The sequence below is a fragment of the Tistrella mobilis genome, from assembly GCF_039634785.1.
Lineage (GTDB): Bacteria > Pseudomonadota > Alphaproteobacteria > Tistrellales > Tistrellaceae > Tistrella > Tistrella mobilis.
Genome location: NZ_JBBIAB010000039.1, coordinates 1 through 23,495, shown reverse-complemented (window position 1 = coordinate 23,495; position 23,495 = coordinate 1). Strand labels below are relative to the sequence as shown.

General features: G+C 60.7%; 27 protein-coding genes. 15 read left to right on the top strand and 12 right to left on the bottom strand.

Annotation, left to right across the window (positions count from 1 at the left end; genetic code table 11):
- Positions 1-337: 337 nt before the first annotated feature.
- From WI697_RS26550 to WI697_RS26535, 4 genes are all read right to left on the bottom strand, one after another.
- Positions 338-679: a DUF2958 domain-containing protein gene (locus WI697_RS26550; protein WP_345960578.1), complete on the bottom strand. Its 342-nt coding sequence runs from the start codon at positions 677-679 to the stop codon at positions 338-340.
- Positions 680-688: 9 nt separating this feature from the next.
- Positions 689-892, bottom strand: coding sequence for a hypothetical protein (locus tag WI697_RS26545; protein ID WP_345960577.1), 204 nt, complete (start codon positions 890-892; stop codon positions 689-691).
- Between the two features lie 876 nt (positions 893-1,768).
- A complete protein-coding gene (locus WI697_RS26540) occupies positions 1,769-2,029 on the bottom strand; it encodes a hypothetical protein (protein WP_345960576.1) in 261 nt (86 codons plus the stop codon).
- An 83-nt stretch (positions 2,030-2,112) separates the two neighbouring features.
- Positions 2,113-2,679: a tyrosine-type recombinase/integrase gene (locus tag WI697_RS26535; RefSeq protein WP_345960575.1), complete on the bottom strand. Its 567-nt coding sequence runs from the start codon at positions 2,677-2,679 to the stop codon at positions 2,113-2,115.
- A 231-nt stretch (positions 2,680-2,910) separates the two neighbouring features.
- Here WI697_RS26535 and WI697_RS26530 point away from each other — a divergent pair, with 231 nt between their 5' ends.
- The 3 genes from WI697_RS26530 (at position 2,911) to WI697_RS26520 (ending at position 4,034) form a co-directional block, all read left to right on the top strand.
- Positions 2,911-3,186: a hypothetical protein gene (locus tag WI697_RS26530; protein ID WP_345960574.1), complete on the top strand. Its 276-nt coding sequence runs from the start codon at positions 2,911-2,913 to the stop codon at positions 3,184-3,186.
- Positions 3,187-3,255: 69 nt separating this feature from the next.
- Positions 3,256-3,654: a hypothetical protein gene (locus WI697_RS26525; protein ID WP_345960573.1), complete on the top strand. Its 399-nt coding sequence runs from the start codon at positions 3,256-3,258 to the stop codon at positions 3,652-3,654.
- Between the two features lie 8 nt (positions 3,655-3,662).
- Positions 3,663-4,034, top strand: coding sequence for a hypothetical protein (locus WI697_RS26520; protein ID WP_345960572.1), 372 nt, complete (start codon positions 3,663-3,665; stop codon positions 4,032-4,034).
- Here the strand turns inward: WI697_RS26520 and WI697_RS26515 are convergent.
- The 3 genes from WI697_RS26515 to WI697_RS26505 all read right to left on the bottom strand — a co-directional run bounded on the left by WI697_RS26515 (position 4,026) and on the right by WI697_RS26505 (position 7,496).
- On the bottom strand, positions 4,026-5,081 hold the full coding sequence (locus WI697_RS26515; protein WP_345960571.1) for a coiled-coil domain-containing protein: 1,056 nt from the start codon (positions 5,079-5,081) through the stop codon (positions 4,026-4,028). The genes WI697_RS26520 and WI697_RS26515 overlap by 9 nt on opposite strands.
- A gap of 183 nt (positions 5,082-5,264) precedes the next feature.
- Positions 5,265-5,924: an Abi family protein gene (locus tag WI697_RS26510; protein WP_345960570.1), complete on the bottom strand. Its 660-nt coding sequence runs from the start codon at positions 5,922-5,924 to the stop codon at positions 5,265-5,267.
- A gap of 609 nt (positions 5,925-6,533) precedes the next feature.
- On the bottom strand, positions 6,534-7,496 hold the full coding sequence (locus tag WI697_RS26505) for a tyrosine-type recombinase/integrase (protein WP_345960569.1): 963 nt from the start codon (positions 7,494-7,496) through the stop codon (positions 6,534-6,536).
- 352 nt (positions 7,497-7,848) lie between these two features.
- Here WI697_RS26505 and mobQ point away from each other — a divergent pair, with 352 nt between their 5' ends.
- The 5 genes from mobQ (at position 7,849) to WI697_RS26480 (ending at position 11,554) form a co-directional block, all read left to right on the top strand.
- Positions 7,849-8,826 (top strand): MobQ family relaxase, encoded by a 978-nt coding sequence (gene mobQ / locus WI697_RS26500; protein ID WP_345960568.1) that lies wholly within the window; start codon positions 7,849-7,851, stop codon positions 8,824-8,826.
- Complete coding sequence (locus tag WI697_RS26495; protein WP_345960567.1) at positions 8,823-9,353, top strand: hypothetical protein; 531 nt, start codon at positions 8,823-8,825, stop codon at positions 9,351-9,353. The genes mobQ and WI697_RS26495 overlap by 4 nt, the downstream gene beginning before the upstream one ends.
- A 324-nt stretch (positions 9,354-9,677) precedes the next feature.
- Positions 9,678-10,658 (top strand): hypothetical protein, encoded by a 981-nt coding sequence (locus tag WI697_RS26490; RefSeq protein WP_345960566.1) that lies wholly within the window; start codon positions 9,678-9,680, stop codon positions 10,656-10,658.
- Positions 10,659-10,932: 274 nt separating this feature from the next.
- Positions 10,933-11,190: a hypothetical protein gene (locus WI697_RS26485; RefSeq protein WP_345960565.1), complete on the top strand. Its 258-nt coding sequence runs from the start codon at positions 10,933-10,935 to the stop codon at positions 11,188-11,190.
- Between the two features lie 79 nt (positions 11,191-11,269).
- Positions 11,270-11,554 carry a hypothetical protein gene (locus WI697_RS26480; protein ID WP_345960564.1) on the top strand — a complete coding sequence of 95 codons (285 nt, stop codon included), beginning with the start codon at positions 11,270-11,272 and terminating at the stop codon, positions 11,552-11,554.
- A 46-nt stretch (positions 11,555-11,600) separates the two neighbouring features.
- On the opposite strand, the gene WI697_RS26475 is transcribed toward WI697_RS26480, so the two are convergent.
- Positions 11,601-11,855, bottom strand: coding sequence for a hypothetical protein (locus WI697_RS26475; RefSeq protein WP_345960563.1), 255 nt, complete (start codon positions 11,853-11,855; stop codon positions 11,601-11,603).
- 65 nt (positions 11,856-11,920) lie between these two features.
- Here WI697_RS26475 and WI697_RS26470 point away from each other — a divergent pair, with 65 nt between their 5' ends.
- The 3 genes from WI697_RS26470 (at position 11,921) to WI697_RS26460 (ending at position 15,800) form a co-directional block, all read left to right on the top strand.
- Entirely contained in the window at positions 11,921-13,489 is a 1,569-nt protein-coding gene (locus tag WI697_RS26470; protein WP_345960562.1) for a type IV secretory system conjugative DNA transfer family protein, read from the top strand.
- On the top strand, positions 13,486-14,070 hold the full coding sequence (locus WI697_RS26465; RefSeq protein WP_345960561.1) for a hypothetical protein: 585 nt from the start codon (positions 13,486-13,488) through the stop codon (positions 14,068-14,070). The genes WI697_RS26470 and WI697_RS26465 overlap by 4 nt, the downstream gene beginning before the upstream one ends.
- Before the next feature lie 632 nt (positions 14,071-14,702).
- Positions 14,703-15,800 (top strand): replication initiator protein A, encoded by a 1,098-nt coding sequence (locus WI697_RS26460; RefSeq protein ID WP_345960560.1) that lies wholly within the window; start codon positions 14,703-14,705, stop codon positions 15,798-15,800.
- Positions 15,801-15,805: 5 nt separating this feature from the next.
- Here the strand turns inward: WI697_RS26460 and WI697_RS26455 are convergent, their stop codons facing one another.
- Positions 15,806-16,099 carry a chromosome partitioning protein ParB gene (locus WI697_RS26455; RefSeq protein ID WP_345960559.1) on the bottom strand — a complete coding sequence of 98 codons (294 nt, stop codon included), beginning with the start codon at positions 16,097-16,099 and terminating at the stop codon, positions 15,806-15,808.
- Entirely contained in the window at positions 16,096-16,758 is a 663-nt protein-coding gene (locus WI697_RS26450) for a ParA family protein (RefSeq protein WP_345960558.1), read from the bottom strand. Before WI697_RS26450 ends, WI697_RS26455 begins: the two co-directional genes overlap by 4 nt.
- Before the next feature lie 339 nt (positions 16,759-17,097).
- Here WI697_RS26450 and WI697_RS26445 point away from each other — a divergent pair, with 339 nt between their 5' ends.
- Genes WI697_RS26445 through WI697_RS26435 form a run of 3 tightly spaced genes read left to right on the top strand, consistent with a single transcriptional unit; the run spans position 17,098 to position 20,056 of the window.
- A complete protein-coding gene (locus WI697_RS26445) occupies positions 17,098-18,354 on the top strand; it encodes a hypothetical protein (protein ID WP_345960557.1) in 1,257 nt (418 codons plus the stop codon).
- Complete coding sequence (locus WI697_RS26440; protein WP_345960556.1) at positions 18,351-19,400, top strand: TRAFAC clade GTPase domain-containing protein; 1,050 nt, start codon at positions 18,351-18,353, stop codon at positions 19,398-19,400. Before WI697_RS26445 ends, WI697_RS26440 begins: the two co-directional genes overlap by 4 nt.
- The gene (locus WI697_RS26435; protein WP_345960555.1) at positions 19,397-20,056 is read left to right on the top strand and encodes a hypothetical protein; all 660 of its coding nucleotides are present in this window, start codon (positions 19,397-19,399) and stop codon (positions 20,054-20,056) included. The genes WI697_RS26440 and WI697_RS26435 overlap by 4 nt, the downstream gene beginning before the upstream one ends.
- 84 nt (positions 20,057-20,140) lie before the next feature.
- Here WI697_RS26435 and WI697_RS26430 read toward each other — a convergent pair whose 3' ends face one another.
- On the bottom strand, positions 20,141-20,728 hold the full coding sequence (locus WI697_RS26430) for a hypothetical protein (RefSeq protein WP_345960554.1): 588 nt from the start codon (positions 20,726-20,728) through the stop codon (positions 20,141-20,143).
- Positions 20,729-20,813: 85 nt separating this feature from the next.
- Here WI697_RS26430 and WI697_RS26425 point away from each other — a divergent pair, with 85 nt between their 5' ends.
- Entirely contained in the window at positions 20,814-21,506 is a 693-nt protein-coding gene (locus WI697_RS26425; RefSeq protein WP_345960553.1) for a hypothetical protein, read from the top strand.
- Positions 21,507-21,663: 157 nt separating this feature from the next.
- Here WI697_RS26425 and WI697_RS26420 read toward each other — a convergent pair whose 3' ends face one another.
- Complete coding sequence (locus tag WI697_RS26420; protein ID WP_345960552.1) at positions 21,664-23,352, bottom strand: ParB/RepB/Spo0J family partition protein; 1,689 nt, start codon at positions 23,350-23,352, stop codon at positions 21,664-21,666.
- Between the last annotated feature and the right edge of the window lie 143 nt (positions 23,353-23,495).

Below are 23,495 nucleotides of genomic sequence, written 5' to 3'. Positions count from 1 at the left end.
GCGGAATCGCTGCGGGTGGTGCGGGCGCAGCCGCCGGCGAGCCTCGGCCGTGGCGATTGCGCTTTGGGGGAGAGAGGGGGCGGCGCCCCCCGGCTTCCCCCACTTACGCCGCGTCGGCGGCGGCATAACCCACAACATGGAGGGAAACCGTTCGGCGGGTTCGGTTCATGACAGCCCGGCCTGACCCGAAGGACGGCGGTGCAAATCGGAGGGAAATGGATGGGTAAATGGCACGCTATTGGGCCGGGCGCGGCACCTGGTACGGGCTGGCCTGACACCGGCAAGGCTCCCCGGCAGGAACGCGGAGGCGTCACCCCAGCGGGTGACGCCTCCGGTCTCAGGCACGGATGGTGCGCGCCCGCGCCGCTTCCGCCGCATAGGCGGAGAGGGGCTTGTCGGCCTGGAAATGCCGATCCCGCTCGACCGGCAGCCCGGCGGCTCCCCGCAGGCTCTCCAGCTCGGCCAGGCTCACATAGCCCAGTTCGGGAAAGCCAAGGCCGAGATCGCACAGGCCGAAGGCGGTATCCCCGTCTTCGTCCAGCTCGGTCAGCAACCAGGTGCATCCGGCATCCGGCGTGAAAAGCTTGACGACGGGGTAGTGATCCACCGTGCCGGTAAGCCCCTGCTGGCGATGGTTCGCCAGCAGGGTTGCCCGTTGCGCTTTGGTAAGAAGCTGCATCACACCCTCCTATGCCTTGGCATCGGCTTTGGGCGGGAACAGGAAGATTTCCGGGTTCACCGGATAGGCTTCGAGGCGAATGACGAAACCGGGTTTGCCGTTCGCGCGCTCCCAGGCAACGCCGATCTTCGTCCAGTAGACCTGATCGCCGGCGCCGACGTTTCTTGCATAGGCATCAAGGACAGGTGCGGGTTTTTCTTTGGGGTTGGACATAAGACTCTCCTTTGGTTGATGTGACTGTCCCGAAGGACGGACACGACCAACCCGGCGGAGAAGCCGGCGCTGTCTTCCCCCACACGGGAGCGCAGCGAATGGAGCGGGCCGCGGGATAGACGGCACCGGCGCGGCGGGTAAGTGACCCGGCCCAACCTTTGGGACAAGCACTTCCACCCAAGGCAGGCAACGGCCTTCCCCGGAAAAGACCGCCCTCACCGCCGATTGAAGACGCCGCCCTGCTCGATCAGCGCCGCAAGGAAGAGCAGCGTGATGAACAGCGGATGCTTCCTTTTGTGCTGTCAATCGCACCATACAATGATTTATGGTTGAATTTCTTATCAAGGTCGATGGTATGATTGAGTAAGAACATCTCATCAGAAGGATCTGAAAAATGACGCTGCCACCACCTAATGAGCGCAATCTTCCGAACCTAGAAGAAGAATTAAAAAATCTAAATAATACATACAAATCATGTCGAGAAATGTTCGGCAACACTCTAACAAAATCATCTCAAGATGCACTTGATAGAATTGGTGAAGCAATTCAAATCATCAATAATGAAATTGATCAGAAGAAGCATCGAAATAATGCCAGGTAACACCCCGATTATCTCGTGTAATATTTTCTGTAAGACCTTATCATTAATTGAACAGAAGATGTGATGACATGGCGGCGGGCAGAAGCGGGATATTAATGGCAAGGGCAGGAGCGCGTAGGATGGCGCGCCGCTGTTCGTAGGTCAGCGGCTGGGCGCGCGATGCGTAGCAGGGACGCGGCCATTTCGTAGCGCCAGATGGTCGGCACCACCGCGCCGGCGGCGAACACGCGCCGCATGATAGCGTGGCCTTCGTCGCTACGCGGCTGGCCCAGGCACTAATGCAGGCAGAACAGGCTATCGAGCACGATCCTTCCGCGCGGTTGCTTCGGTTTCATGGCCGCTGCTGGCCCGGATGCCGTTTGCTGCGCCGGGCGGTGCCATTGCATCGCTGCTGCGATAAACAGCAGCAGCACCAGCAGGCATGCCAGCGGCAGCGGGACGCGCGGCCTGGCCGCGACCCGGCGAGGCAGACCGCGCGCCAGGCCGTACAGAACGAGCATGGCGGGCGCGATCAGCAGTTCGGCCCAGGCCGCCATGAACCGCGCGCACCCGGAAGCCTCACGCATCACCGCGTGAAATTGCCGCTTCCGGCGCTCGCGGCCCCGCTGGGGTGGCCGGGCTACCACATGCGGCTCGCGAAGCGGCGCTCTTCGGTTCCCACCGCATCGAGATAAACCGCCGTGGTGGCGGGGGACGCATGGCCCAGCCAGCGCTGGATGAGGTTGGGCGGGATGTTGCAGGCGGCGGCGCGCATGCCGAAGCCGTGCCGCAGGCCTTTGCAACTGGCCATGGCCCCGGCCACCTGCACCTGCCGCATGGCCGCCTTCACCCAGCGCCAGGCGGTGACGCGGTGGATGTTCCAGAAGCGGTCGGCCGGGCCGCGCAGCATGGCTCGCAGCAGGCGAATCACGCACTCCGGCAGCGGCAGGGTGCGGTAGACCAGCCGCCGGCGCTTGAGGGTGCGCAGGGTGATGGTGCGGCCTTCGGCATCCAGTTGCGCGGGGGTAAGGGCGAGGGCTTCGGAGATCCGGCAGCCGGTGAAAGCCAGCAGGTAGCACAGCGCACGGCGGCATGGGGGCATGCGGTCGGCTGCTTCCAGAAAACGGCGGCGCTCGGCGGCGTTGAGGTATTTGCGGCCGCCGCTGCGGTCGATCATTTGCCAGTGGGGATTGGGTGCATAGACCATGGCGTTTTCTCCTCCTGCAACGCTATCGGCAATAGGGTTGCACATATTTTTTTCGAGAATGACAGTGACCCGTCATCAACTCTTGAATGACTAGAATTCCTCCGGGAACGTGTCGAGATAAATCAAAGTTGTATGCGTGTAATTCGCAGCAAAATTGCCGATAGCGTTGCACGCTGGCACCATTCATCAAGAAATAGGCGCGCAGCGCCCCCGACGGTGCAGGGATTTCTCATGTATAGCTTCGTCTATCTTGACCGAAACCAATGGTATGGCGTCACCCAGAATGGTCAGGCGCTGTGGTTTTACTCGGAGGATCAGGCCATGCGCGCGGCCGAGGCGCATTGGCGGCAGGAGGGCCGGGCTGAATACGCCATCGTCACGGATCGTCGCAACTACCTCTGGTATGGGCGGCCCGGCCAGGGGTGGTGTAGCGATCGCAGCTTCCCCAGCGCGGCGATGGAAGATCTCTACCCGCGCAACGCGCAATGGCGGCGCTGGGGCGGGTAGCCGCCCCTGAGGGCTGCATGGCTGTCTGATGCTTTGGGTTGGTTCGTCTTGCTTCGGGGGAGAGAAGCAATGCGGTTTTCTGCTGCCTTTTTCCGGCCAGCGCGGCGCCCGGCATTGGCCGGGCTGATCGGCACTTTGGCGATGATTGCCGTGCCGGCCAGCGCGTTGGCCCAGAGCTGCCCGGCGGTTCGCTCGGAATTGCAGACGCTCCATGCCGATGCCATGGCGCTGATGAACGACAATCCGGGGTCGATGACAGTGTTTGCCACCTGCCTTGGTGCGGGCTTCGACACGGCGATGCGCACCGAAAGCGATGCCGAAGGCCTCAAGACATTCGGCGCCTGCGCGGCGGGCGCGTGCCTGTTGACCACGGGCTATTGGAACTGCGTTGAGGTGAACACGCGGCTCTTCGTCTTCGCGCTGCGCGCCACCTCCCTTGAAACTCGGTTGGACAGTTGCACGCCATGAAGCGACGGATGTTCTTTCCGGCGGCGCTGCTGGTTGCCGCCCTGCTGCCGCTTGGGGTGGCGTGGACGCAGGACGCCGAAACATCCCGCCGCCTCTATGCCAATGATCCGGTCTACCGGGCGCAGATGGATGCGCTCGCAGCCGAGGCGGCGGTCGATCGCAAGCGCAGCGATGCCGCTGCCGAAAGGATGAACGCGCTGCTGCGCCGGCATGGCATCACCACCAGCGTCGATGCCGAACTGGCGGAGCAATTGCGCAACCGCGATCTGGCCGAACAGCGCGGGGATCTCATGACGCTCTTGCAACTCGATACTATTGTCAGCCGGCTGCGCGAGCGCCAGGCTGAGGAAGCGCGGCGCAAGGCTCAGGGATCACCGTAAAGCGGCACCGAAACGTAAAGAGATGGGCGCGGCATTGTCGGATGATGATGGCGCCGCCGGCAGCTCTGTCACCGCGAGCACTGGCAGCTTTGGCGTCCCCGCCGCCAGAGGCGGCGCGCCATCTTCCTGATCCGACCGGGCTTCTTTCTGTTTCGCGGCCTCGTTCGGAGCCTCCTGGGTTTCGGCGATTGCATCGTCACGCCACGCCTCGCCCATCTCTTTACGTTTCAGTTCCCGCTCCTGCGCCTCAAGAAACCGCCACCCAGCGGTTTCTGAACGACGCACCGCCGCCTCAGTCTCCCGCTTCCGCTGCGGCTGCTCGCGGTCGAGCGTTTCGACCAGTTCGGGCTTGCCGTGCTCCACAGCCTGTTCGCGTGCTTCGGCATACTTACGCTCGCGGATCTGGTTGATGGCACCATCGAGGCGGAACATCTCGATCATGTCGCCGCGCTGCTCGGCCAGGGCACGGCGGCGACGCTGCTCTTCCAGTTCGGCATCGACACTGGTGGTGATGCCATACCGACGCAGCAGCTCATCGGTCTTCTCGTCGCGCGCGTCGGCCTGCTGGCGATCGCCGTTTGCTTCGGTCGCCAGCATGTCGATCTGCGCCCGGTAGACCGCATCGGCCGCATAGAGGCGCTGGTGGGCAGCATTGATCGCCGCCGTGGATTGGCGTTCGGTGTCTTCGACCAGCAGCGTGCCATTCGTCACTGCTACTGAAAGTAGGGTGATTTCCTGCATGACGCGGCTTGCGATGGCGTCAATCTGACCAATGGTGGCCGCCGCATCGAGGGACAGAATATGGTGCTCGATATGGCTGCGATCCTCGCCCACCAGCGCCGCTGCCTGCTGTTGCAGGCGGCTACGCGCAGACGCGCGATGCTGTTCGAGATGCGCCGCGCGGGCGCGCGGCATGTCTTCGGGAACAGCGAACGCCTGGGCAGGTTCGCCGGCATAGTCCGCTCCGGCGCTGCGCAGCTTAAAAGCGACCGAAAAGGCCTCAACCAGCGCATGCGCCTTGGGCGTCGTGTCTTCTGTGCTTACCATCCGTTGCCGCCACGATAGTTAAACCGGGTGGTTTGCGGCTCTTCCGGGTCTTTATTTCCGCCCGGATTGATTTTTATTATTAATAAGAAGCGTTAATATTTTGATAAAATCTGTTAATTTCTTATATTATGCCCCTTTGATTCTGCATTTTATTATAATTTCACCCATTATTTTCCCACTCCTTCACGGTCTCTGCGCTAACACCGCATGGATGTTGCTATGGTGCTCGACCCATCTGCGAATCTCAGGGCTGATCCAGCCAAGCACATCCGTCAAGCTGCGATAATCCTGGGCAAGGTGGCGGGCAAAAATCGGCTCGTGGTGGGCGATACGATTGCGTAGCACCCGAAGATGCTGCACAGGCAGATGAACCTCCGAGCGCTTCTTTCGGGCGTGTGGAAAGGCCTTATGGAGCGCCGGCCGCCAGAGCTTCATCTCATATGCCCCTTTCGGCCCCTTGGATAACAGACGCTCCCAGAACCCGAAAGATAGCTCTGCCACCATGCGGCCTGGATCGGGGGCCTTGCCTTGCTCGGCCAATTTGGCGCGCGCGTTCTGCACGAGGCGCAGCGCCTCGGCGGTTAGCGGCACCCGTGGGTTATTATACCAAGAGGGGCCATAGGTCTGCGTCAGCTCATGATGGAACCCATTACGGATAGTAATTTCCAGAGCCTGAAGCGGGCTATAGAATGCAGCGCTTATTGCCATATTCCACACATAGAGCCTTACAGCGCTTTCTTTGTCATGACCCACAGCTCCCATGTATGTGGAGAGGCGATCTGACGACAGGCAGCGCTCCAGTTCGGCAAGATCTACTTGGGAATAAACAAATGATGCAGGCAATTAGGCCTCTGAATTATGAATCTTACTTTATGATAGGCATCTTGACATACGCGATGCAATCTCTTATGTTTGCTTTGTACACCCCGGGTACGCCTCTGCCTTTGGCATGCGCCCGGGGTTCAGCATTTTAGGGCCTACTCTTCGTCGATGGCGGAGCATGACCATGCCGCTCCTTATCGGAAAGCGGGATGTCCTCGGAAGCCTTCAGGGCCGCTTCCAGGATGCGCACCCGTCGAGATGCATTACGAATATTGGTGCTGTATTTATTCGGATTGTTCCCTGAATAATTGTCAAACCTATCTTGCCATTCTATCAATTCTCTTTTTGCCGCCTCAAGCTCTTCGCGCGTTGCCATTGATCGTCACTCACCCTTCCATCACTCGATTCCGGCCAGCGTATTTCTTGATATTACTTAACTACTTCGATACCGCCATTCTGCAACGTCACGCCATCGGTCGAGTGCAGAGCTTTCACTTCTTCCTTTCTGCCTAAGCTCCTGTCCCATGAAATTTCCCGTCGCTATCCAGACGGTTTTGCTTTTCTGATACACCGTCACACTGCACGTTTCCGGATAGACCCGGATTGTATAGACCTGCACTCGCCATCCCCTCAGTACCGTACCTTGAATGTCGGGCTGTCTTCGGGCCGCGTCCTGCGGCGGTCATAGATACGAGTGGTAGCAATATTGGCATGGCCCAACCACTCCTGCACCTTCGCAATGTCGGCGCCATGATCGAGCGCATTGGTGGCGGCGGTGGTGCGCAATGCGTGAACCCCGATCCGGAAGCCCAGCAGCGCGGAGTAATGCTGGAGAAGCTTATAGACGCCATCCGGGGTGATTGCCGCGCCTTGCGCTCCGGTGCGGCTACGCAGCGGGCGGAACAGCGGCCCCTTTTCGTCACCCCCGTGTCCGGCCGCTTCCAGATAGTCGTGAATCAGGCCCGCCGTGCCGGCATGGAGCGGGATGTAGCGCAGCTTGTTGCCCTTGCCGGTGACGACCAGATGCGGCACACCCCGGCGCTGCTGGCGGGCATCGCGCACGGTCAGGCGGCATAACTCCTCCCGCCGTAGGGCATGAAAGAGCAGGGTTGAAAGGATGGCCCGATCGCGCTTGCCCTTCAGGCTGTCGTCGGCGGGCGCAGCAAGCAGGGTCGCGGCCTGGTGATCGCCCAGCGCCGGCGTCTTGCCTTCCGCATTCTCCACCTTCGGACGCTTCACGCCTTTTACCGGGTTGTGGGTGACGGCGTTGCGCTCGCACAGATACTCGAACAGTGACGACAGAGCCGCCAGCCGGTGGCGGATGCTGCTTCCGGCCAGGCCGCGCTTCACCAGCTCGTCGCGCCATTTGATCGCATGGGCGCGGGTGACGATGCGGAATTCTTCCGGCCGGACGATGCCGGTGAAGGCCATGAAATCACCGACGGCATTTCTGTAAGCCCGCCGGGTCGCCGGGCTGGAAATGTTGTCGAACCATTCGGCCTCCGGGGGAACGTCACCCAGGCGATGGAACTCGCCGGCGGTGAGGCGGCGATCGCCGGAAGGAATTTCGGTGGGGAAATGGATGCTGCTCATGGCGTTGATTTTATATTGATAAAATCTGTTATCAAGATGAATTTGACGGATGATGGGCGCGGGGTGGTGACGGTCTGATCTCGTTGCCAGGCACAGCCGGGGGATGCGCCGAAGGGGGTGGCTCAAACGCCCCTTCGGCAGGCTGGGCAGGTGGGTTCGAGGCCCACCTGCAACAGCATCGGCAGGCCGCCTGCCAATGCTCGTATAAATTGCAATTTTCCATGGACATCACAACTTTAAGGATGAATTACGGAAGCCTCTCCGGTGCCGAGGGGTGCACGTTGCGCCAGCAACGTATCTGTGCACTAATTCCCCTTGGCACGTTCCCGAACCTCGAACCAGGTGGTCAGGCATGCCAGCCTATTTCTCGATGCGCGTGGAAGTGGTCAGTCGTGGTTGCGGGCAGTCGGCCATTGCGGCGGCGGCCTACCAGGCGCGCGCGTGTTTCACCGATCCACGCACCGGGCAGCAGCACGACTACCGGGCCGGCGCCGGCGAGGTCGAGCATCTGGAGATCCTTGCCCCGCGCGATGCGCCGGACTGGGTGCATGCGCGCCTTGAGCTGTGGACGCGCGCCGAAGGCGCCGAGAAGCGCAAGGATGCGCAGACCGCCCGCCGGCTGCGCGTCACCCTTCCGCGCGAATTCAGCCGCGAAGAGCGGATCGCGATCGTGCGCGCCTATGTGCAGGAACATTTCGTGTCGCGCGGGATGGTCGCCGACATCGCCTGGCACAATGACACGGCCCGCGATGGCAGCGGCGCGCAGCCGCATGCGCATATCCTGCTGACCATGCGCCCCCTGGAGGGGGACGGCTTCGCCCGGAAGAAATCACGGCACGACACGCTGAGCGCCGCTCAGGCGCGGGATCATCCCAACGCGCACTGGGTCGAAGGCGATGGCTGGGTGACGAACCCCGATTCGTGGAACCTGAAATCGCTCTATGAGAGCCACCGGGCCGGATGGGAACATGCGGTGAACCAGGTGCTTGCCATGAAGGGGATTGCGACCCGGATTGACCGCCGCAGCTATGCGGAACAGGGCAAGCCCTACAAGCCCCAGCCCTATTTGGGCGTGTTGCTGAAAGTGCGGGAGATCAAGGAACGCGGCAAGGCGATCATGAACCAGTGGATCGCCAACCACGAGCAACGCACGGTCTGGGCGATGGCCGCGCGCGCCATGCAGGGCGACCCCCGCCATGCCGGGGCGCGCGTCAGCGCCTTCCTCGCCTGGGGCGACAAGAAGCTGGAGAAGCTATCGCGGTGGCTCGGCCAGCCTGAACCACCACGCCACCCGGCCGGGCCTGCCCATGAAGGAGGATTTGAACGATGAGCATTCGCAGCACGGCCTGGGCGGCCCGCGTCCGCGCGACCCAATCACCGCAGGCCGCCGGGGGCGGGCCGTCGCTGGCGGAGCTTCTGAGCGCCGACAGCGCGCCCCGGCCGGCCGGAGCCACGCCGGAAGCGGCGGCGGCCACCGCTAGCAGCGCCGGCGATTATTACGCCCTACAGCTGGAGCGCACCGGAGATCCGGTAATGGCGCTGACGGTGCGCAGCTTTCATCCGCGGTTCCAGACCCCGGAGCGCTACCTGATGCCCTACCCCCAGCTTCTGCATGTCTACGCCCTCGGCGATAACAGCGTGACCCTTCACTATGCCTCGATGGCGTTTACCGTTCAGGGCGCCGGAATCGCCGACCCTTTGCTGGAGGCGATCAACGACCGACGGCTGAAAGCCATTCAGCAATGGCATGCGGCCCGGTGGCCCGCGCCAGCGGCGGGGACGTTGCGCATCGACAGCATCCAGGCGATCGACCCGCAAGCCCTGCTGCAGGGGCATGACGCGGAGCGCTCGGCCTGAACGGAAGGCACTGCGCTTTATCGTCGCAGTGCTCAATGACGAACCCGGTCAATACTTTCAAGCATTAGTCGGTCATCTCTTTTTCCTTACCCCAGAAAAAGCATCGAACTTTATGCATATACGAAATTTTTCTGTATCGCTATGCGCTATCTGCATGGCGACAACCATCAACCATCTAGAAGCACGCGATTTTTCACTCCCCATCTGGGGGGTGGCGCATTATAGTGAGCGCCAGCGCTGTTATGCTGGGCTTTCTTTACCCCCGCCATGCGGTGGAGTGACCCCCGATCACGAGGTGTCCGCGCACTCAAAAGGGCTTTTGCGATGTCGAGCAATGCCATCGAGGGAATGACCCGCGAGTTTCTAACCGCTCTGGTCAAACGCCGCCTTCATGAATCATTCATGGAGGCGAAGGATCTCGGTGGTCGTAGCGTTTTCAGCATTGCCGCCGGCGCGGTCAGCGTTGTTGCCTCCGGCGTTGCCATCGCCATGATGGCGCGAATAGTAGAAAACTCATTCTATACAGGAACGCTTGAATCTTCTCCAAAATTTTCAATAGAACCCTCGTCACCTTTACAGAAAGGGCGACGTGGCCGTAACTATTTTATTGGTCCGGATGACATAATTTCTGAACATCTGGGCGATCACCCTGATTATATGTCAATTTCGTTGGCCATTGCTAAATATATAGAATTGAACTATGATAATTTTATGGATCCTAATACTAAGAGTAAGCCTAAAATTGAGATTGATCTCATAAATCTCCTTATAGAAAATCACGTCCATGAAGATTTCGCCGTGCCGCTAGCGGAACGCATTTATCAATTTATTTCCGACAACGCGCATGAAATCTCGCAGCTGCATCAGCTTCCTGCGGCAGCTCATGCCAGCACTGCGAGCAACGCGCAGGAAGCCGATCCGGTCGCCGTTGTGCAGCAGCATTTTGCGGCGCGGGGCCAGCCAGTGCCTTCCTGGAAGGAAGCGCGCGGCAACGGCATGAGCGCCCCGGACTTCCTGCGCACCTATTACCAGCCGATCACCCTGCCCGACGGGAAAAGCATCATCCGCGCCGACGGCACCGGGTTGATCCGCGCCCATTTCAGCAAGCTCGATCGCGAACTCTATACCTGGCTGGGGCAGCGCACGACCAGCCTACCGGATGACCTGCCTATTCCTACTAAAAAGCAGGCGGTGGATGCCTGGGTCTCGCGGGTTCAACGCGGGGAAGCGCCCAAGCCCGATACCCTGGTGGAGTACTCACGCTTTGCGGGAGCCAAGCGTCGTCGACAGCACGAGCTTACATAAAATAACAATCAGTGTTTTTTCGTATTGACCAAGCAGCCTGATATGCGCCAACCTGTAGCCATCGGGGTACGGGTGCGCTGCCGATTGCGGCTTAAACAGGCTCACGACCACCTGATGCTTTCCCAAGAAAAACCCGTCTAAGTCCCACGCCTGCCACTAGGCAGGGTGGTGTTTTCGTGCGCCGCATCGCTTCTCGGCGTACCCCACCGTCACACCCTCGCGGCACAGCGGGGGGTGATTTTGCATCAGCGTAATCAACTAAATGGTGAATATCATGTCCGAAGAAAATCCTGTGAAGGAACTGTGGGACAGCTTCGTGCTGGGCGTTCGCGCGGGGAGCGCGGGCATTGGTGGGTTCAAGGGCGCGGCGGCGGGTGCTGCCACCGCGGCATCGGTGGCGGCTCCGCTGGCAGCTGTTCCGCTGGTTGGCCCGCTGCTTAGCGGTGCTGTCATCGTCGGGGGTGCTGCCCTTGGCGCCGCCGGTGGCGCTGCTCTGGGGGCGGCGCTGCCGGGTGCAACGCTGCGGGATTGAAGCCCGGCCGGCCCACGGCTATCAGCCCGCGCACCGCTTGGTGCGGTGCGCGGGTCATCACCCGGCGGGGAGAGGCGTCATGTGGTGGCTTAAATTCTTGGTGTGCGTTGCGATCGACCTGTTCGACATGACGGTTGGCCGCCTGCTGTTTGGGGTGCCGTTTGCCGGGGAGGCGATCGGCTGCGCCATTGGCTATGCGATGTTCGGCAAGATCGCGTTGTTCTACGCGGTGGAAGGGCTTGATTTCACGGAACAGATCGACGGGTTCGTGCCGACGGCGACGCTGATTGCGTTGGCGGCGCGGGCGCGAGAACGGGCGCTGCTGGAGGCGGCGGAGACACCGCCGACGACGATGCCGAGCTGAGCCGCGCGCCCGGCGGCGCATCTGCGCCGCCGGGCTGCCCATTGGGCTAGCGATCGGGATCGAGGTAGGGTTCCCAATCCGGCTCGATGTCGATCTGCGGGGCGTCCAGCGCGCGGGGGTGGTCGCCGGGGGCGTCGGATTTTTTGGCCCAGCCCATCAACGCGGCGAGGTTCGCCGGCTCGCCGGCTTCATGCGTCGGCGGGTGGCGATCGAGCGGCCGGCCGTACCACGGCTCTTCGACCAGCTTTTCACGGATGTCGGTGACGATTTCGCTGAAGATCCGGGTGAACTGGCGGCTCATCTCCACCCCCTTCGGCCACGGGATAATTCCAGCATAGTCGAAAATGTTTCCGGGAGGTATGGGGAATGGAACTGGACACGCCGTTATTGCAGCTCAGCCCCGACGATTATTTCACGCTACGCGATGCCTGCCAGGGGGTAAGCATTGTTGGCGGTATCGGGTCGGGGAAGACGAGCGGTTCCGGAGCGGCGCTGGCCATGGCCTATTTGCGCGCCGGGATGGGCGGGCTGGTATTGTGCGCGAAGCCGGAGGAAGCGGCGCTATGGCGACAGTATGCGCAGGCAGCCAGGCGGGCGGACTCGCTCATCACCTTCAGCAGCCAGGAGGGAAGTTTCAACTTCCTCGCCTATGAGCTGGCCCGGCAGGGCGGCGATGGGCTGAACAGCGTGGTCGAGTGCCTGATGCGGGTGCTGGAGGCGGCGCACCAGGCCAGCCCCAGCCCCGGCCGCGCCGGGGAGCGGTTTTGGGAGGACACCACCCGGCAATTGCTGCGCCATTGCATTCCGGTGCTGCACGCGGCAACCGGCACGGTGACGATCGCCGATATTATCCGTTTCGTGCGGGGCGCGCCGCAGCGGCGGGAGGAGCTGGGCGACCCGGCCTGGCAGGCGCAGTCGTTTTTCTATCAGGCCAGCGACCGGGCGCGGCATGTGCTCGGCACCACGCGCACGGTGGAGCTGATGCGCTATTGGGCGGAGGATTTCGCGCGGCTTGACCCGAAGACGCGGGGCAATATCGCCATTTCACTGAGCACCAGCCTCGATCGTTTTCAGCATGGCTGGTTGCGGCGGGCGTTTTGCGGCGAGGTCACGCTGGTGCCGGAGCTGTGTTTTCAGGGGGCTATCATTCTGCTCGATATGCCGGCGTTGCGTTTGAATGAGGACGGCATTATCGCGCAGCAGGTCTTCAAATATCTGTGGCAGCGGGCGGTGCTGAACCGCAATGCGTTGCCGCCGGCGCACCGTCAGCGCCCGGTTTTTCTGTGGGCGGATGAGTGCCAGTATTTCATCAATTCCTATGATGCGGAATATCAATCCACCTGCCGGGGATCGCGGGCCTGCACGGTCTATCTCACGCAGTCGTTGCCCACGTTTTACGCCACGATCGGCGGCGAACAGCCGCGCGATCGCGCGCAGCACCTACTGGGGAATTTTGCGACGCGCGTGTTTCACAGCACCTCCTGCCCGGAAACTCAGGAATGGGCGGCGCGCACGATCGGGCGGGCGCTCCAGCGGCGGGCCAATTACAGCGAGGGCGAAAGCGCGAGCTGGAATGACGGGCTGAGCCGGGGCGAGAACGTGACGCGCGGCGGCAGCCGGGGGCGCAGCGGCAGCAGCGGCACCAGCATGGGGCCGGGCGGCAGTAGCAGCACGACCGGCGGCGGGTGGAACGCGGGTTCGTCGTGGGGATCGGGCGAGAACTGGGGCGAAAATCGCGGCAGCGGCAATAGCAGCAGCACCAATCGGGGCTATGCGGAACAGATGGATTATGTGATCGAGCCGGCGGCGTTCGGCTCGGCGCTGATGACGGGCGGCTCGGCCAATGGCAACCAGGTGTCGGCGATCTGGTATCAGGCCGGGCGGCAGTTCCGGCGTAGTGGTCGCAACTTCCTGCTGGCGCGGTTCCAGCAATGAAGCCGCCGTCGCTACTCACCTACCTTTTGGGTAACGGGTTGGTGATGCTGGGCCTGATGCTGGCGGTTGCGGCGACGGGCTATCTGATCTGGCTGGATAGCGGGCAAGCGGGGCGGTGGATTGCCGGGGTCGGCCTGGCCTGGTTGCTCGACCAGTCGATGCAGGCGCATGACCGGCTGCGGCTGCACCGGGCGCGGCGGCGGGCATGGGAGAGCATGGCCGCCCGGACGGAACCGGCCCCGCCACCGAAGCCGCGCCGCCACGCGGCGCGGCAATGGCTGGGAATGCTGCTGCTGGGCCTGTTTGGGCTGGCCTATGCGATCGTGATGCGGGGGACGCCCTCGTATGGGCTGGGGCTTGGCTGCGTGGTGGCGGCGGCCGGGTTGATGCTATGGCGCCTGGCGCGCCGCCGCCGGGAAGCCCGCGCCGCCACGCGCCCCGGCGCGGCAATGGTGACGGTGGTGGTGGTGCAGCGGTCGCTCTTGCCGGTGCCGCCGATGACGGAGGCCTACCGCCAGTTGCCGGATTACTGCCTGCGGTTGCTGCTGCGCAGCTATGCGCGGCAGCAGGAGCAGGAATGAGGGGTGGCCCGCTAAGCCGTTTTGCGGCCCATGCGGCGCGAATGGTGACTTGCCGCTACTCCCCCACCACCCAATCCAAAGAAGGGCATCCAGCGGGGAGATTTTGGCGACTACGGCCTTTCCGTTGCTAGGATGGTGCAGGTAAACCCCAAACATTGCCACCCACTCCCCTTGCCAAGCCCTCTTGGGGAGGGTTTGGGAGGGGTGTCCCCTCCCAACTGAACAAAATCTTGTGCGGCAACAGGCCGCACACCGTTTGGATGCCGTAGGCATGAGAGAAAAACTGATCGGCCGAAGGCCGATGCCGTATTTAGGACAGCGCCACACGGGATGGCTGGAGTGGGGAGTTGTGGATAAGTGGGGCAGGCTCGGCCTGTGGATAACTCGCCTCCCTGTGTTAGATATGTGTTATATATAGTGTTAAGCTGTGGAAAAAGGTTTGGAAGCATTTGAAATATAAGGGTAATTAGAAATGGCCGGTGTGTAAAGTCACGATAGATGGTGTGTAAAGTCACGATAGATGGTGTGTAAAGTCACGATAGCGGGCCTTGGTGTGTGAAAACACGATAGGCGATCGGTGGGTAAAATCACGAAGCGCTTGACCCGGTGGGTGAAATCACGATGATGGGGGCATGGTGGGTGAAAACACGAATCATGAGCTGTTGGATGCGCTCGATCCTGAGCGCTCTCCCCTGCTGCCCGATCGCCACCCGACCACCGATCTGTTCGTTTGCGATATTTTTGATGCGGCTCCGAAAGGCGATATGGCCTCGATGGAGCATCCGATTTTTTCCCTCTCGACCAAACCCGATCGCCGGGTGCGGCGCTATGAACACGGCCATGCATGGATCGAGATCACGCCTTCGGTCAAAGGGCTGGCGACGGTTCATGACCGGGATGTGCTGATCTATTGCATCAGCCAGACGATTGCCGCGCTGAATGAAGGCAAGCCCGTCTCGAAGCGGCTGCGGCTGCGCGCCTATGACGTGCTCACCGCCACCAACCGGCTCACGGACGGGCGCGGCTATGACGGGCTGAAGGCCGCATTGGAGCGGCTGCTTGGCACGAAGATCGTCACCAACATCACCACCGGCAATCGGGAGGAGCTGGACGGCTTTGGCCTGATTAACAGCTTCAAGCTCGTCCGGCAGACGCGCGAAGGGCGTATGCAAGAGCTGGAGATCGAGCTTTCGGACTGGGTTTTCAACGCGATTCGCGCAAAAGAGGTGCTGACGCTGCACCGGGATTATTTCCGGCTGCGCAAGCCCCTGGAGCGGCGGATGTATGAGCTGGCGCGCAAACATTGCGGCACCCAGGCGGAGTGGCGCATCCACCTGGAGCGGCTTCAGAAAAAATGCGGCTCCAACTCAACCCTCAAAGAATTCCGGCGCCTAGTCGGCACGATCATCGCGCAGGATATGGAACACCAGCATTTCCCGGACTACAGCGTTTCGTTCGACGATGACATGGTGGTGTTCCGCAACCGGGTGACGATGCCGGCGCTGATGCGGTCGGCCGCCGCCGGCCGCGAGGACGAGGCGGCGCTCTCGCTGGCGCCGGATACATTCGACCGGGCGCGCGCGGTGGCCGGCGGCTACGATGTGCAATGGCTCTATGAGCAGTGGCAGGAGTTCTGGTGCATGAACGGCAAGCCGGAGTTGAAGAACCCCGATGCGGCGTTCATCGGCTTTTGCAAAGCGCGGGCAGAGAAATACCCCCTGCCCCGCTGATGCCTTCAGCCCTGCCGGGCGCGGTACAGCGCCCAGGCTTCTTCGATCAGCACCCCCTGCGTTTTGCCGGTGCGCCTGCTTTCGTTGGCGATCTCTTCGGCAATTTCGGGCAGCACCTTGGCATGCACCTGCCCCGTGCGGCCGCTGGCGACACGGCCGCGCCGCCGGCGCGGTTCCCTGTCCACGAACCCATGTTTTTCACCGGCAGCATCCGCCATGCTGAGTGCCTGCGGCGTGGCGGGTTTCTCGCGCCGCTTCAGGGCGCCGACGGCAATGGTAAAGGGGGTGTTCTGACTCATCGGGAAGCCTCCGTAAGGCGGGCAAATACCTGCTGCGCAAAAGCCTGCGCATTCTCGATCGCGCCATCCATCCGGCCCTGCGCGGGAATGCTGCGCAAATCCCCCCCGAACTCGAAGAGGGCGGAGAAGGCAGCGCGCTCCATCAGGGGCGGCTCGATCACGTCCACCCCCTGCCCGCCCAGTGATGCTTCAATGGCGCTGTGCTGCTTCGACCGGATGGCACGAGTCATGGTGAAAACGACCGCGTGGCGAATGGGTCGGCCGAGGGCTTCTTCTTCCTCGGCAACCAGCTCCAGCGCGCGCACCCCGATGGTGGCATCCAGCGTGGTCGCCCGCATCGGGGTCAGCACCAGGTCGGCCTGCGAAATGGCGCGGGAAACCAGACGGGAGGCGACACCCTCAAGATCGACGATGACGATTTTTCCGTCGCCATCGTGCTTGCGGATGGTGCGCACGATTTCGCTCTCGCTGACATTGGAGATGCAGGCGAGCCGGGGGGGCAGCGGGGCGCGCCCTGCCCAAAGGGAAACGGACTGGTTGGGGTCGCAGTCGAGCAGCGTGACCTGCGCGCCCGCATGCGCCAGCTCGGTTGCGAGGATGACGGCGGTGGTCGATTTTCCGGCCCCGCCCTTGGGCGACGCGATGGCGATGACAGGCATGGCTTGCACCCGGTTTCTTGAATTACCGGGTAAATTAAATAATCCGGTATTTTTGTCAATCCGATTATAAAAATTACCCGGTAACTTAAATTACCCAATAAATGAGACGCGCCCCGTGCGGGTATGGGTCACTTATCGCTTAAATCCTATTCATCCGATCAACGATCACGGTTATGCTGTTCTCCAGGGGTAGTATCTCGCCCTTCCGACACGCCTTCCTGCGGGGGATCTCCCTGGTTGGGCGGCACGCACTATACCCCCAAGGATGCCCGACACTCCGCTACGGATTTCACCGACCACACGCCTCCCAGAAAATATGGATGAAACGGGGTAACTGCGATGCCCGATCCGATTTCTGCAATTATACTTGGCGCGAGTGCGGTTATTACCTCTCTTTCTTTTGGATTGGGACAAAGGGCCGCCGCCCGGTTCATGCCCACCCAAATAGAACGGTCTCAAATCAGCCTGCATCAAGGCACGTTAGAGAATAATGTTCTCTCGCTCGAACAGAGGGAGCGTCATCATGCAGAAAATTTAGCGGCCCAACGCGATAGAATTCTCCTGCAAATGGAGTTATCCGCCACTAACGAAGAAAGCGGAAAATATCTATCGTATGCCCTGCATAAATGGCCATTTCATACAACACCGGGCGGAATAATCCGCCTATCGCGCGATCAGCGCGGTCGGAGCCTTAATATTATTATCACCCGCAGAACCGACATTCTGGATCAAATGACGCGGCGGAACACAGCCGGGGGCGCTGGACATGAGGCATCTTCAACACAGCCACTTATTCAGCTTCTCCGTGAGATGGTGCGATGTGCCGATCGGGATACATCGTCTTTCCTCGGCAGCCAGGCCCGCATTTACGACGAAACTCATAATTCCTGCCAATCCAATGCAGCCGGCCTGACTTCCAATGTTTACGAGCTTCTGGGAACGGAGCCTTGCGCCCTTCTGCTGGTTGAGCCAATCTCCCAGGAAAATTTCAGGATAGACATTTCCCTATGGGGCCTTGGATTCCAGGCAGGCGGCATCGTTACTGCCAGCAGCGCGGTCGCGGTTAATCTGAAAGGCCTATCCCGGGCGGATGCAGGACGGGCCACTTACTTCAGCCTGATTAGCCTTATGGTTGGGCTATCTGACGTCTTCCAGGCGACCCATTTTCCCCATCTTCTCGAAGCGCCGAAATTTCCCCGCGCGATGCGCGCCGCGCAGGAAGCCGGCCTGTCTGAGGGCGCATGGGAGAACATTCTCACGGCCTACCTCTCGGCGCTGGATAATGTGGCCAGCCATAGCCCGCTTGTCGCCTCCGAGCTGGCCGGCAAAGCCGCGCAGCATTTCAGCGAACTCGGCCTCACTGGTCAGGCGCTGCCACTGATTGAACGTGGCGCGGAGTTTTTCCGACGATCCGGCGCAAGCAGCCCCCCGTCAACGCTGGCAGCGACGCATGCGGCGCTGAAGGGTGTGCTGCCGACAGCTTCCACCGATCGCCCGGCACCTGGCGACCAGGCAGATGCGGAACCGTCTCTCGCACAAAAATGGGCCTTTATTCTCCGAGACTCTCCCCATCGACGTAGGGAAAACCCTGTATGAAGATTGCACTGATCGGCGACCAAGGCTCTGGTAAGACCAGCTTCTTCGGTGCTCTGCATGCTCAATACCGGGCGCGCCAAGCTGCCCGCATGATCGCCAAGCCAAGCGAGATCGCCATCGCGCAAGCTAACGGAGTCCACCATCAGGTGGGGTTCCAGATAACCGGTTATGCCTATTCGAGCGATCGGGACACGCTGCAACGCATTGCCGATGGCATGACCGACCGCCCCATGCGGTGGCCACCTCCGACAGAGTTTTCCGATTTGTTCCCGATGGATGTGATGTTTGAACATACCCCCATCGGGAGCCTGGAACGGACACAGCGGGAGAAACGGCTCGCCCTGGTGGATGTTCCTGGAGGTCATTTCAGCCACCAGAGAGATAATGATGATGCAGCGCAGCTTGATCGCGCCCGTGTGGCCAGCTGCGAGGCGCTGGTGATATTCGTTGATGCCGGCGATATGGATATCGACAAGATTACAGAGCGCCTTGATTTTGTTGAGAAGAATATACGATCCATCGTCAAAGGCGCGGTTGACAGCCTGACCCATCCTTTGGCTATTTTGCCAGTTTCTGTTGTTCTGACAAAATTTGACCGATACCCGCAAGAAAAATGGGGGAGTATTCATGATCTATTATTTAATGAAATTGTCACACAATTTAGTGATATGGATGCCAAAATATTACTGATGTCATGCCCGATGAGTATTACCTCAATGCGTCCCAATATTTTAAAACCAAAAAATATCGAATATCCTTTTCTATTCTCGACATTAGGTATTGTTTTTGCTCAATATCATCATCTGCTTTTTGATGCAGAATATGCAAGGATCACTCGAAAAGAGAGTATATTCAAACGGTTTTTACAGTTCGTTAAGGATGGAAGAACGATTGGATCAATGGAGAGAAGCGCCTATGCCGATCTCATGCTGGCCAAGGCGATACTTTCCGGGATCAAAGGTGATCTTGTTCTGAAGCGGGCGGATTTGCGGTTTGCGCAATCCGGTTCCGAGATCGATATCCGGCAGCTGGAGAGCGTCCTGTGACACCGGCCCGCATCTATGGATCTGCAAAAGTAAACTTCCCGCCTCACGAATGGACACCCATCTGCGGTGATCGGAGCATTATTGATCGGATCAATGACGCAAAGCTTTACCAACGCTGGGATGAGAAGTTTTGTGCCGACTTTCTTGCTCTCCCCGATGCTCTGATGATCGTGGCGTCGGATCGGGTGGCGAATATTCCCGGCCATCATCCCGATTGGGCAATTGAGACGCGCGCCACCGGCGACAAAGGCACACGCCCCTGCGGCGTGAAGTTAGCCTATGTGTTTCCGCATAACGAAGCACGCAGGCAGGGTTTGCCCAGCCGCGAGTCCATTGAAGCGGCATTCCGGGAAGATGCGTTGGCCGCGCTGCGCACCGCCTATGAGAAGCAGGCGGCGGGGCCGGAATTAACCCGCGCCTTTGCTCCGGACAGCCTTGTGTCCATGCGCGACTGGCAACCTGTCGAGCGGCCCGTTAAAGCCTGGGCGGAGACCGTGGAGGTAAAAAAAAACCTTTCTGGGAAGAGTTCTGGGAAATATTCTGCGAATCAGAAGGCGATGATCGTGCTCGCCGTCGGGGTGGGTGCAGTCCTGGTGGGGTACGCCGCATGGAAAATTCTAGACCGCTCAAACCAGGAGCAGATCGAAATTCGATAAATCCCCCCCCCGGCATCGCCAGGAATTCCTCAGAAAAGAACATTCGTACCGAAAAGCCTATCTGGTCGAAAGACATCAACCGGCCTAAAAAGAGTCGATAATGTAAATATCTGATGCGATTGTTTCTATGATGCCATCTGATCCATTCAGTGGCGGAGATTCCATGCTTGTTATTTCACCGAAAATTGATCCGATCGCATTTATTATCGGATCACCAAAGTTATATATCATGGAAGCGGCGCTAAAGATGCGACTGATGGTTTGGCTATGTTCCATGTCATTCAAGCGCTCTTCGATTGAATGCATGGGTTCATGTTGCTCTACCGCGCCCCTATCGCCTTGCAGGCTCATGGATAGGGGCATGCCGCTGAGGGATACCCCCCATAGAGCCTGATGCATCTGGTCAAGATATTGGGTGATAAGCGTTGCTTCACCGTCGGTTATTTTTCCTTCATCTATATTTTTATTCGCAACATTGAGAAACCCGTTCAAGCCTTGGATCATCTCTTCGGAGACGGCTGGCTGCGCTTCTTCAAGATGGATCCTGAATGTCTCGATGCTGCCTCTCGCCATGGCCTGAGCATTCTCAGCGTGCGACACCGGTGCGTTCAACGGCACGGAATCATCTGCCGTTTCGAGCCAAGCATCGAGCTGGTTAAAAATTGAGGCCATCACGCACCTCGCTACCTAGTGAAGCTTGCTCCGCGCTCCAATATCTAAGGATAGCCTAAGCTTACTATCGATGGGGGGGAACGTCATGGGCGTTTTCGGGTCATTTGATGCATGGATGGCGGATCAGGAAGGCAGCTTTCACGACGCTGACGGAAGCGTGCCTCCGGGCGGGACAAATCCGGATTCATCCTTTGGGCAGCTTCCTCTATCTGATCCGGTTGTCTGTGCGCTGCCCGTTGAGGATAGTGCAGACACGACCGCTATCATGGTCGCCGAGATTGCAGACGATCCCCGTGAAGCCTGCGATGCGCTTGCCGAGCCAATGGGGCAGTTTCTTGGCGGCGCAGTGGCCGTTCCCGCTTTTGCGGCCGCCGCCGCCCCATTCGTTGAAACTGGCCCTGGGGCGGTATTCGCCGGAACTACCGCAGCATATACTGCATACGATACCGTCCATGACGTTGTGGCAGAAAACTGGAGCAGTACGGTCTGCGCGCCGCTTGAGCGTGCATTCGAGCCGGAGCCTCAGCCTGCTCAGCCTGATTGGTCCGATACATCGCCTTTTAGCCCTGAGAGCCAATCGCCCTTTCAAGCTTCCTCCGAGGAAATAGCAGCACCACCAGAGATGTCGGTGACAGTTTTCGATAGCTCGCCCAGCGATTTCGGATACGAAAATAGTTCGTCAGGCAGCTCTTCGACCTATGAGGAACCTCCCGCCTCCTATAGCAGTCCCGATGTTGGCAGTCCCTCAGACAGCGGAGGAACCTCCTCTTCGGACTAACCGCCCAATGATGCCAAGAACGGCGATGGTTGACTTTCATGGCCGGGTGGCATGGCCAATCAAGTTATTCGGTTCATAAACTTACCCGGTAATTTTAATTACCGGGTAAGTTTATGAAAGGAAGAACGCGCACCGTTAAGGGGGCGCGTTCCTCGGCTCAGGCCGCATCGGCTGGGCGTAGGGGAGCGGGCAGCCAGCCAGAGCCATCGAGTGCCTTGGCCACCCGCTGCGCGACTTCCAGCTTTTTCAGGGTGGGGCGGGCAATGGCGGCATGCACCCCTGCCTCCGCCGTGAAGCCTGCCAGCACGGTACGCGGCAAGCGCCCATAGAAGCCTTCCACGGTCGGCTGCCACCATGCGGCCATGTCGAGGCCAAGATGGGCGGCCAGCCGATCGGCATGCGCGAGGCGGCCATTCTCCGGCTGGTCGTGCTTGTCCTGCACCGCATTGACGCTCACCGCCGCCACGAAAGCGAGCAGGTCAAGCAACACGGCCTGCGGCTGGGCAAGGCACCAGTCGAACAGCATGGCGGGATCTTCGGGCAGCATGTCGCCCCATTGCCGGGCCAGCTTCTCAAAGGCGTGGTGCGCCGGGCAGTCGTCGCAGGCCTTCACATGGCGGGCGAGGCGTTCACGCTCGGCATCGAGGGTAAGGCAACTGCGCCCGCGCACCGGGGCGGGATAGAACAGGAGCAGGGCGAGGGCATGGACGGTCGCCGCGAGCGCAGCCGCAGGCTGGCGGGCAAGTTCGACCCGCAAGGCCGCGGTGCGGTGCGCGGTCAGTTCCGCCACCATGGTTGCAGGCAGGGTGGCGTTGCGCGGCTTTTCCGGCCGTGGAGAAGGAGAAGGGCTTTCCGCATCGTCCGGATGGATAAGGCCGCGCGTCACTTCCAGCGCGCCGTCATGGGCGATGCGCAGCCGCGCGCCCGCCTGCGCGATCGCTTCCGGGGCGAAGCTTGCCGTTTCCTCGTCGTCATCGTCTCCGGCGCTGGGATAGATGCGGCCATAACGGGTGTCGTAGTCGGGTTCCGCTTCGGCGATGACCCACTTCCAGCCTTCGGCCCGCACCTGTTCCATGGCAGCGGCAAGCTTCTCGCCCGCCAATCGCAGCAACAGCGGGCGGTCGGTCAGATAGCTGCCGTTTTCTTCGCGGTCAAACAGATCACGCAGGATGCATCCCCCTGCCGCGAGATAGGCATCCAGCCCGACGAACCGGGCAAGCCGATCCGTGCAGCGCACGGTTTCGCGGGTCAGGTGGGCGCGGATGCTGGAAGGGTCGCGGTTCCACTGCGACAGCTCGCTCCATGCCGCCTCCTGCGCGGCATGGTCATCGGTAACGGCAAAGGCCATCATCTGTTCAAGGCTGACGTCTCCGGCGCGGAAGCAGCTACGCAGGGCAGGGGATACCCGCGCCAGCCGGAGCCTGCGCTGCACCGTGGCCGGGGTGATGCCAAAGCGCGCCGCCACATCCTCAACGGCAGCTCCTTTGTCGATCAGGGCCATAAAAGCCGCGCAGGCATCGTCCGGGTGCATATCGAGGCGCATGGCGTTTTCGGCCAAACTGATTTCGGCAGCGTCCTCGACGTCCATCACCACGAGGCATGGCACGGGATGATCGCTGGCCAGCGTTCCCCCTTTCGCCAGCAGTCTGAGGGCTGCAAGCCGCCGCCCGCCGGCAACGACCGCAAAGCGGCCGTTGCCATCGGGCGTGACATTGAGGTTTTGCCGCAAGCCATGGGTGGCGATGGATGCCGCCAGCTCGCGGATGCCGTCTTTGCGCCCGGTGCGGCGCACATTGGCTTTGGAAGGGATAAGGAGGTTGAGGGGGATAGGCTGAATGGTGGTCATGGGACTCTCCCGTGAAGGTTAAGGTGCGGCAGCGGAGTGCTGCTGCACCTGTGGCCCTCGCCGAGAGCGGGGCTGGGCAGGGGGAAAGCGGAATCGCTGCGGGTGGTGCGGGCGCAGCCGCCGGCGAGCCTCGGCCGTGGCGA

Bases quoted from the DNA above. Each gene is read 5' to 3' on its own strand.
- WI697_RS26550 (WP_345960578.1), bottom strand. From the start codon at position 679: ATGCAGCTTCTTACCAAAGCGCAACGGGCAACCCTGCTGGCGAACCAT.
- WI697_RS26545 (WP_345960577.1), bottom strand. From the start codon at position 892: ATGTCCAACCCCAAAGAAAAACCCGCACCTGTCCTTGATGCCTATGCA.
- WI697_RS26540 (WP_345960576.1), bottom strand. From the start codon at position 2,029: ATGGCGGCCTGGGCCGAACTGCTGATCGCGCCCGCCATGCTCGTTCTG.
- WI697_RS26535 (WP_345960575.1), bottom strand. From the start codon at position 2,679: ATGGTCTATGCACCCAATCCCCACTGGCAAATGATCGACCGCAGCGGC.
- WI697_RS26530 (WP_345960574.1), top strand. From the start codon at position 2,911: ATGTATAGCTTCGTCTATCTTGACCGAAACCAATGGTATGGCGTCACC.
- WI697_RS26525 (WP_345960573.1), top strand. From the start codon at position 3,256: ATGCGGTTTTCTGCTGCCTTTTTCCGGCCAGCGCGGCGCCCGGCATTG.
- WI697_RS26520 (WP_345960572.1), top strand. From the start codon at position 3,663: ATGTTCTTTCCGGCGGCGCTGCTGGTTGCCGCCCTGCTGCCGCTTGGG.
- WI697_RS26515 (WP_345960571.1), bottom strand. From the start codon at position 5,081: ATGGTAAGCACAGAAGACACGACGCCCAAGGCGCATGCGCTGGTTGAG.
- WI697_RS26505 (WP_345960569.1), bottom strand. From the start codon at position 7,496: ATGAGCAGCATCCATTTCCCCACCGAAATTCCTTCCGGCGATCGCCGC.
- mobQ (WP_345960568.1), top strand. From the start codon at position 7,849: ATGCCAGCCTATTTCTCGATGCGCGTGGAAGTGGTCAGTCGTGGTTGC.
- WI697_RS26495 (WP_345960567.1), top strand. From the start codon at position 8,823: ATGAGCATTCGCAGCACGGCCTGGGCGGCCCGCGTCCGCGCGACCCAA.
- WI697_RS26490 (WP_345960566.1), top strand. From the start codon at position 9,678: ATGTCGAGCAATGCCATCGAGGGAATGACCCGCGAGTTTCTAACCGCT.
- WI697_RS26485 (WP_345960565.1), top strand. From the start codon at position 10,933: ATGTCCGAAGAAAATCCTGTGAAGGAACTGTGGGACAGCTTCGTGCTG.
- WI697_RS26480 (WP_345960564.1), top strand. From the start codon at position 11,270: ATGTGGTGGCTTAAATTCTTGGTGTGCGTTGCGATCGACCTGTTCGAC.
- WI697_RS26475 (WP_345960563.1), bottom strand. From the start codon at position 11,855: ATGAGCCGCCAGTTCACCCGGATCTTCAGCGAAATCGTCACCGACATC.
- WI697_RS26470 (WP_345960562.1), top strand. From the start codon at position 11,921: ATGGAACTGGACACGCCGTTATTGCAGCTCAGCCCCGACGATTATTTC.
- WI697_RS26465 (WP_345960561.1), top strand. From the start codon at position 13,486: ATGAAGCCGCCGTCGCTACTCACCTACCTTTTGGGTAACGGGTTGGTG.
- WI697_RS26460 (WP_345960560.1), top strand. From the start codon at position 14,703: ATGGTGGGTGAAAACACGAATCATGAGCTGTTGGATGCGCTCGATCCT.
- WI697_RS26455 (WP_345960559.1), bottom strand. From the start codon at position 16,099: ATGAGTCAGAACACCCCCTTTACCATTGCCGTCGGCGCCCTGAAGCGG.
- WI697_RS26450 (WP_345960558.1), bottom strand. From the start codon at position 16,758: ATGCCTGTCATCGCCATCGCGTCGCCCAAGGGCGGGGCCGGAAAATCG.
- WI697_RS26445 (WP_345960557.1), top strand. From the start codon at position 17,098: ATGCCCGATCCGATTTCTGCAATTATACTTGGCGCGAGTGCGGTTATT.
- WI697_RS26440 (WP_345960556.1), top strand. From the start codon at position 18,351: ATGAAGATTGCACTGATCGGCGACCAAGGCTCTGGTAAGACCAGCTTC.
- WI697_RS26430 (WP_345960554.1), bottom strand. From the start codon at position 20,728: ATGGCCTCAATTTTTAACCAGCTCGATGCTTGGCTCGAAACGGCAGAT.
- WI697_RS26425 (WP_345960553.1), top strand. From the start codon at position 20,814: ATGGGCGTTTTCGGGTCATTTGATGCATGGATGGCGGATCAGGAAGGC.
- WI697_RS26420 (WP_345960552.1), bottom strand. From the start codon at position 23,352: ATGACCACCATTCAGCCTATCCCCCTCAACCTCCTTATCCCTTCCAAA.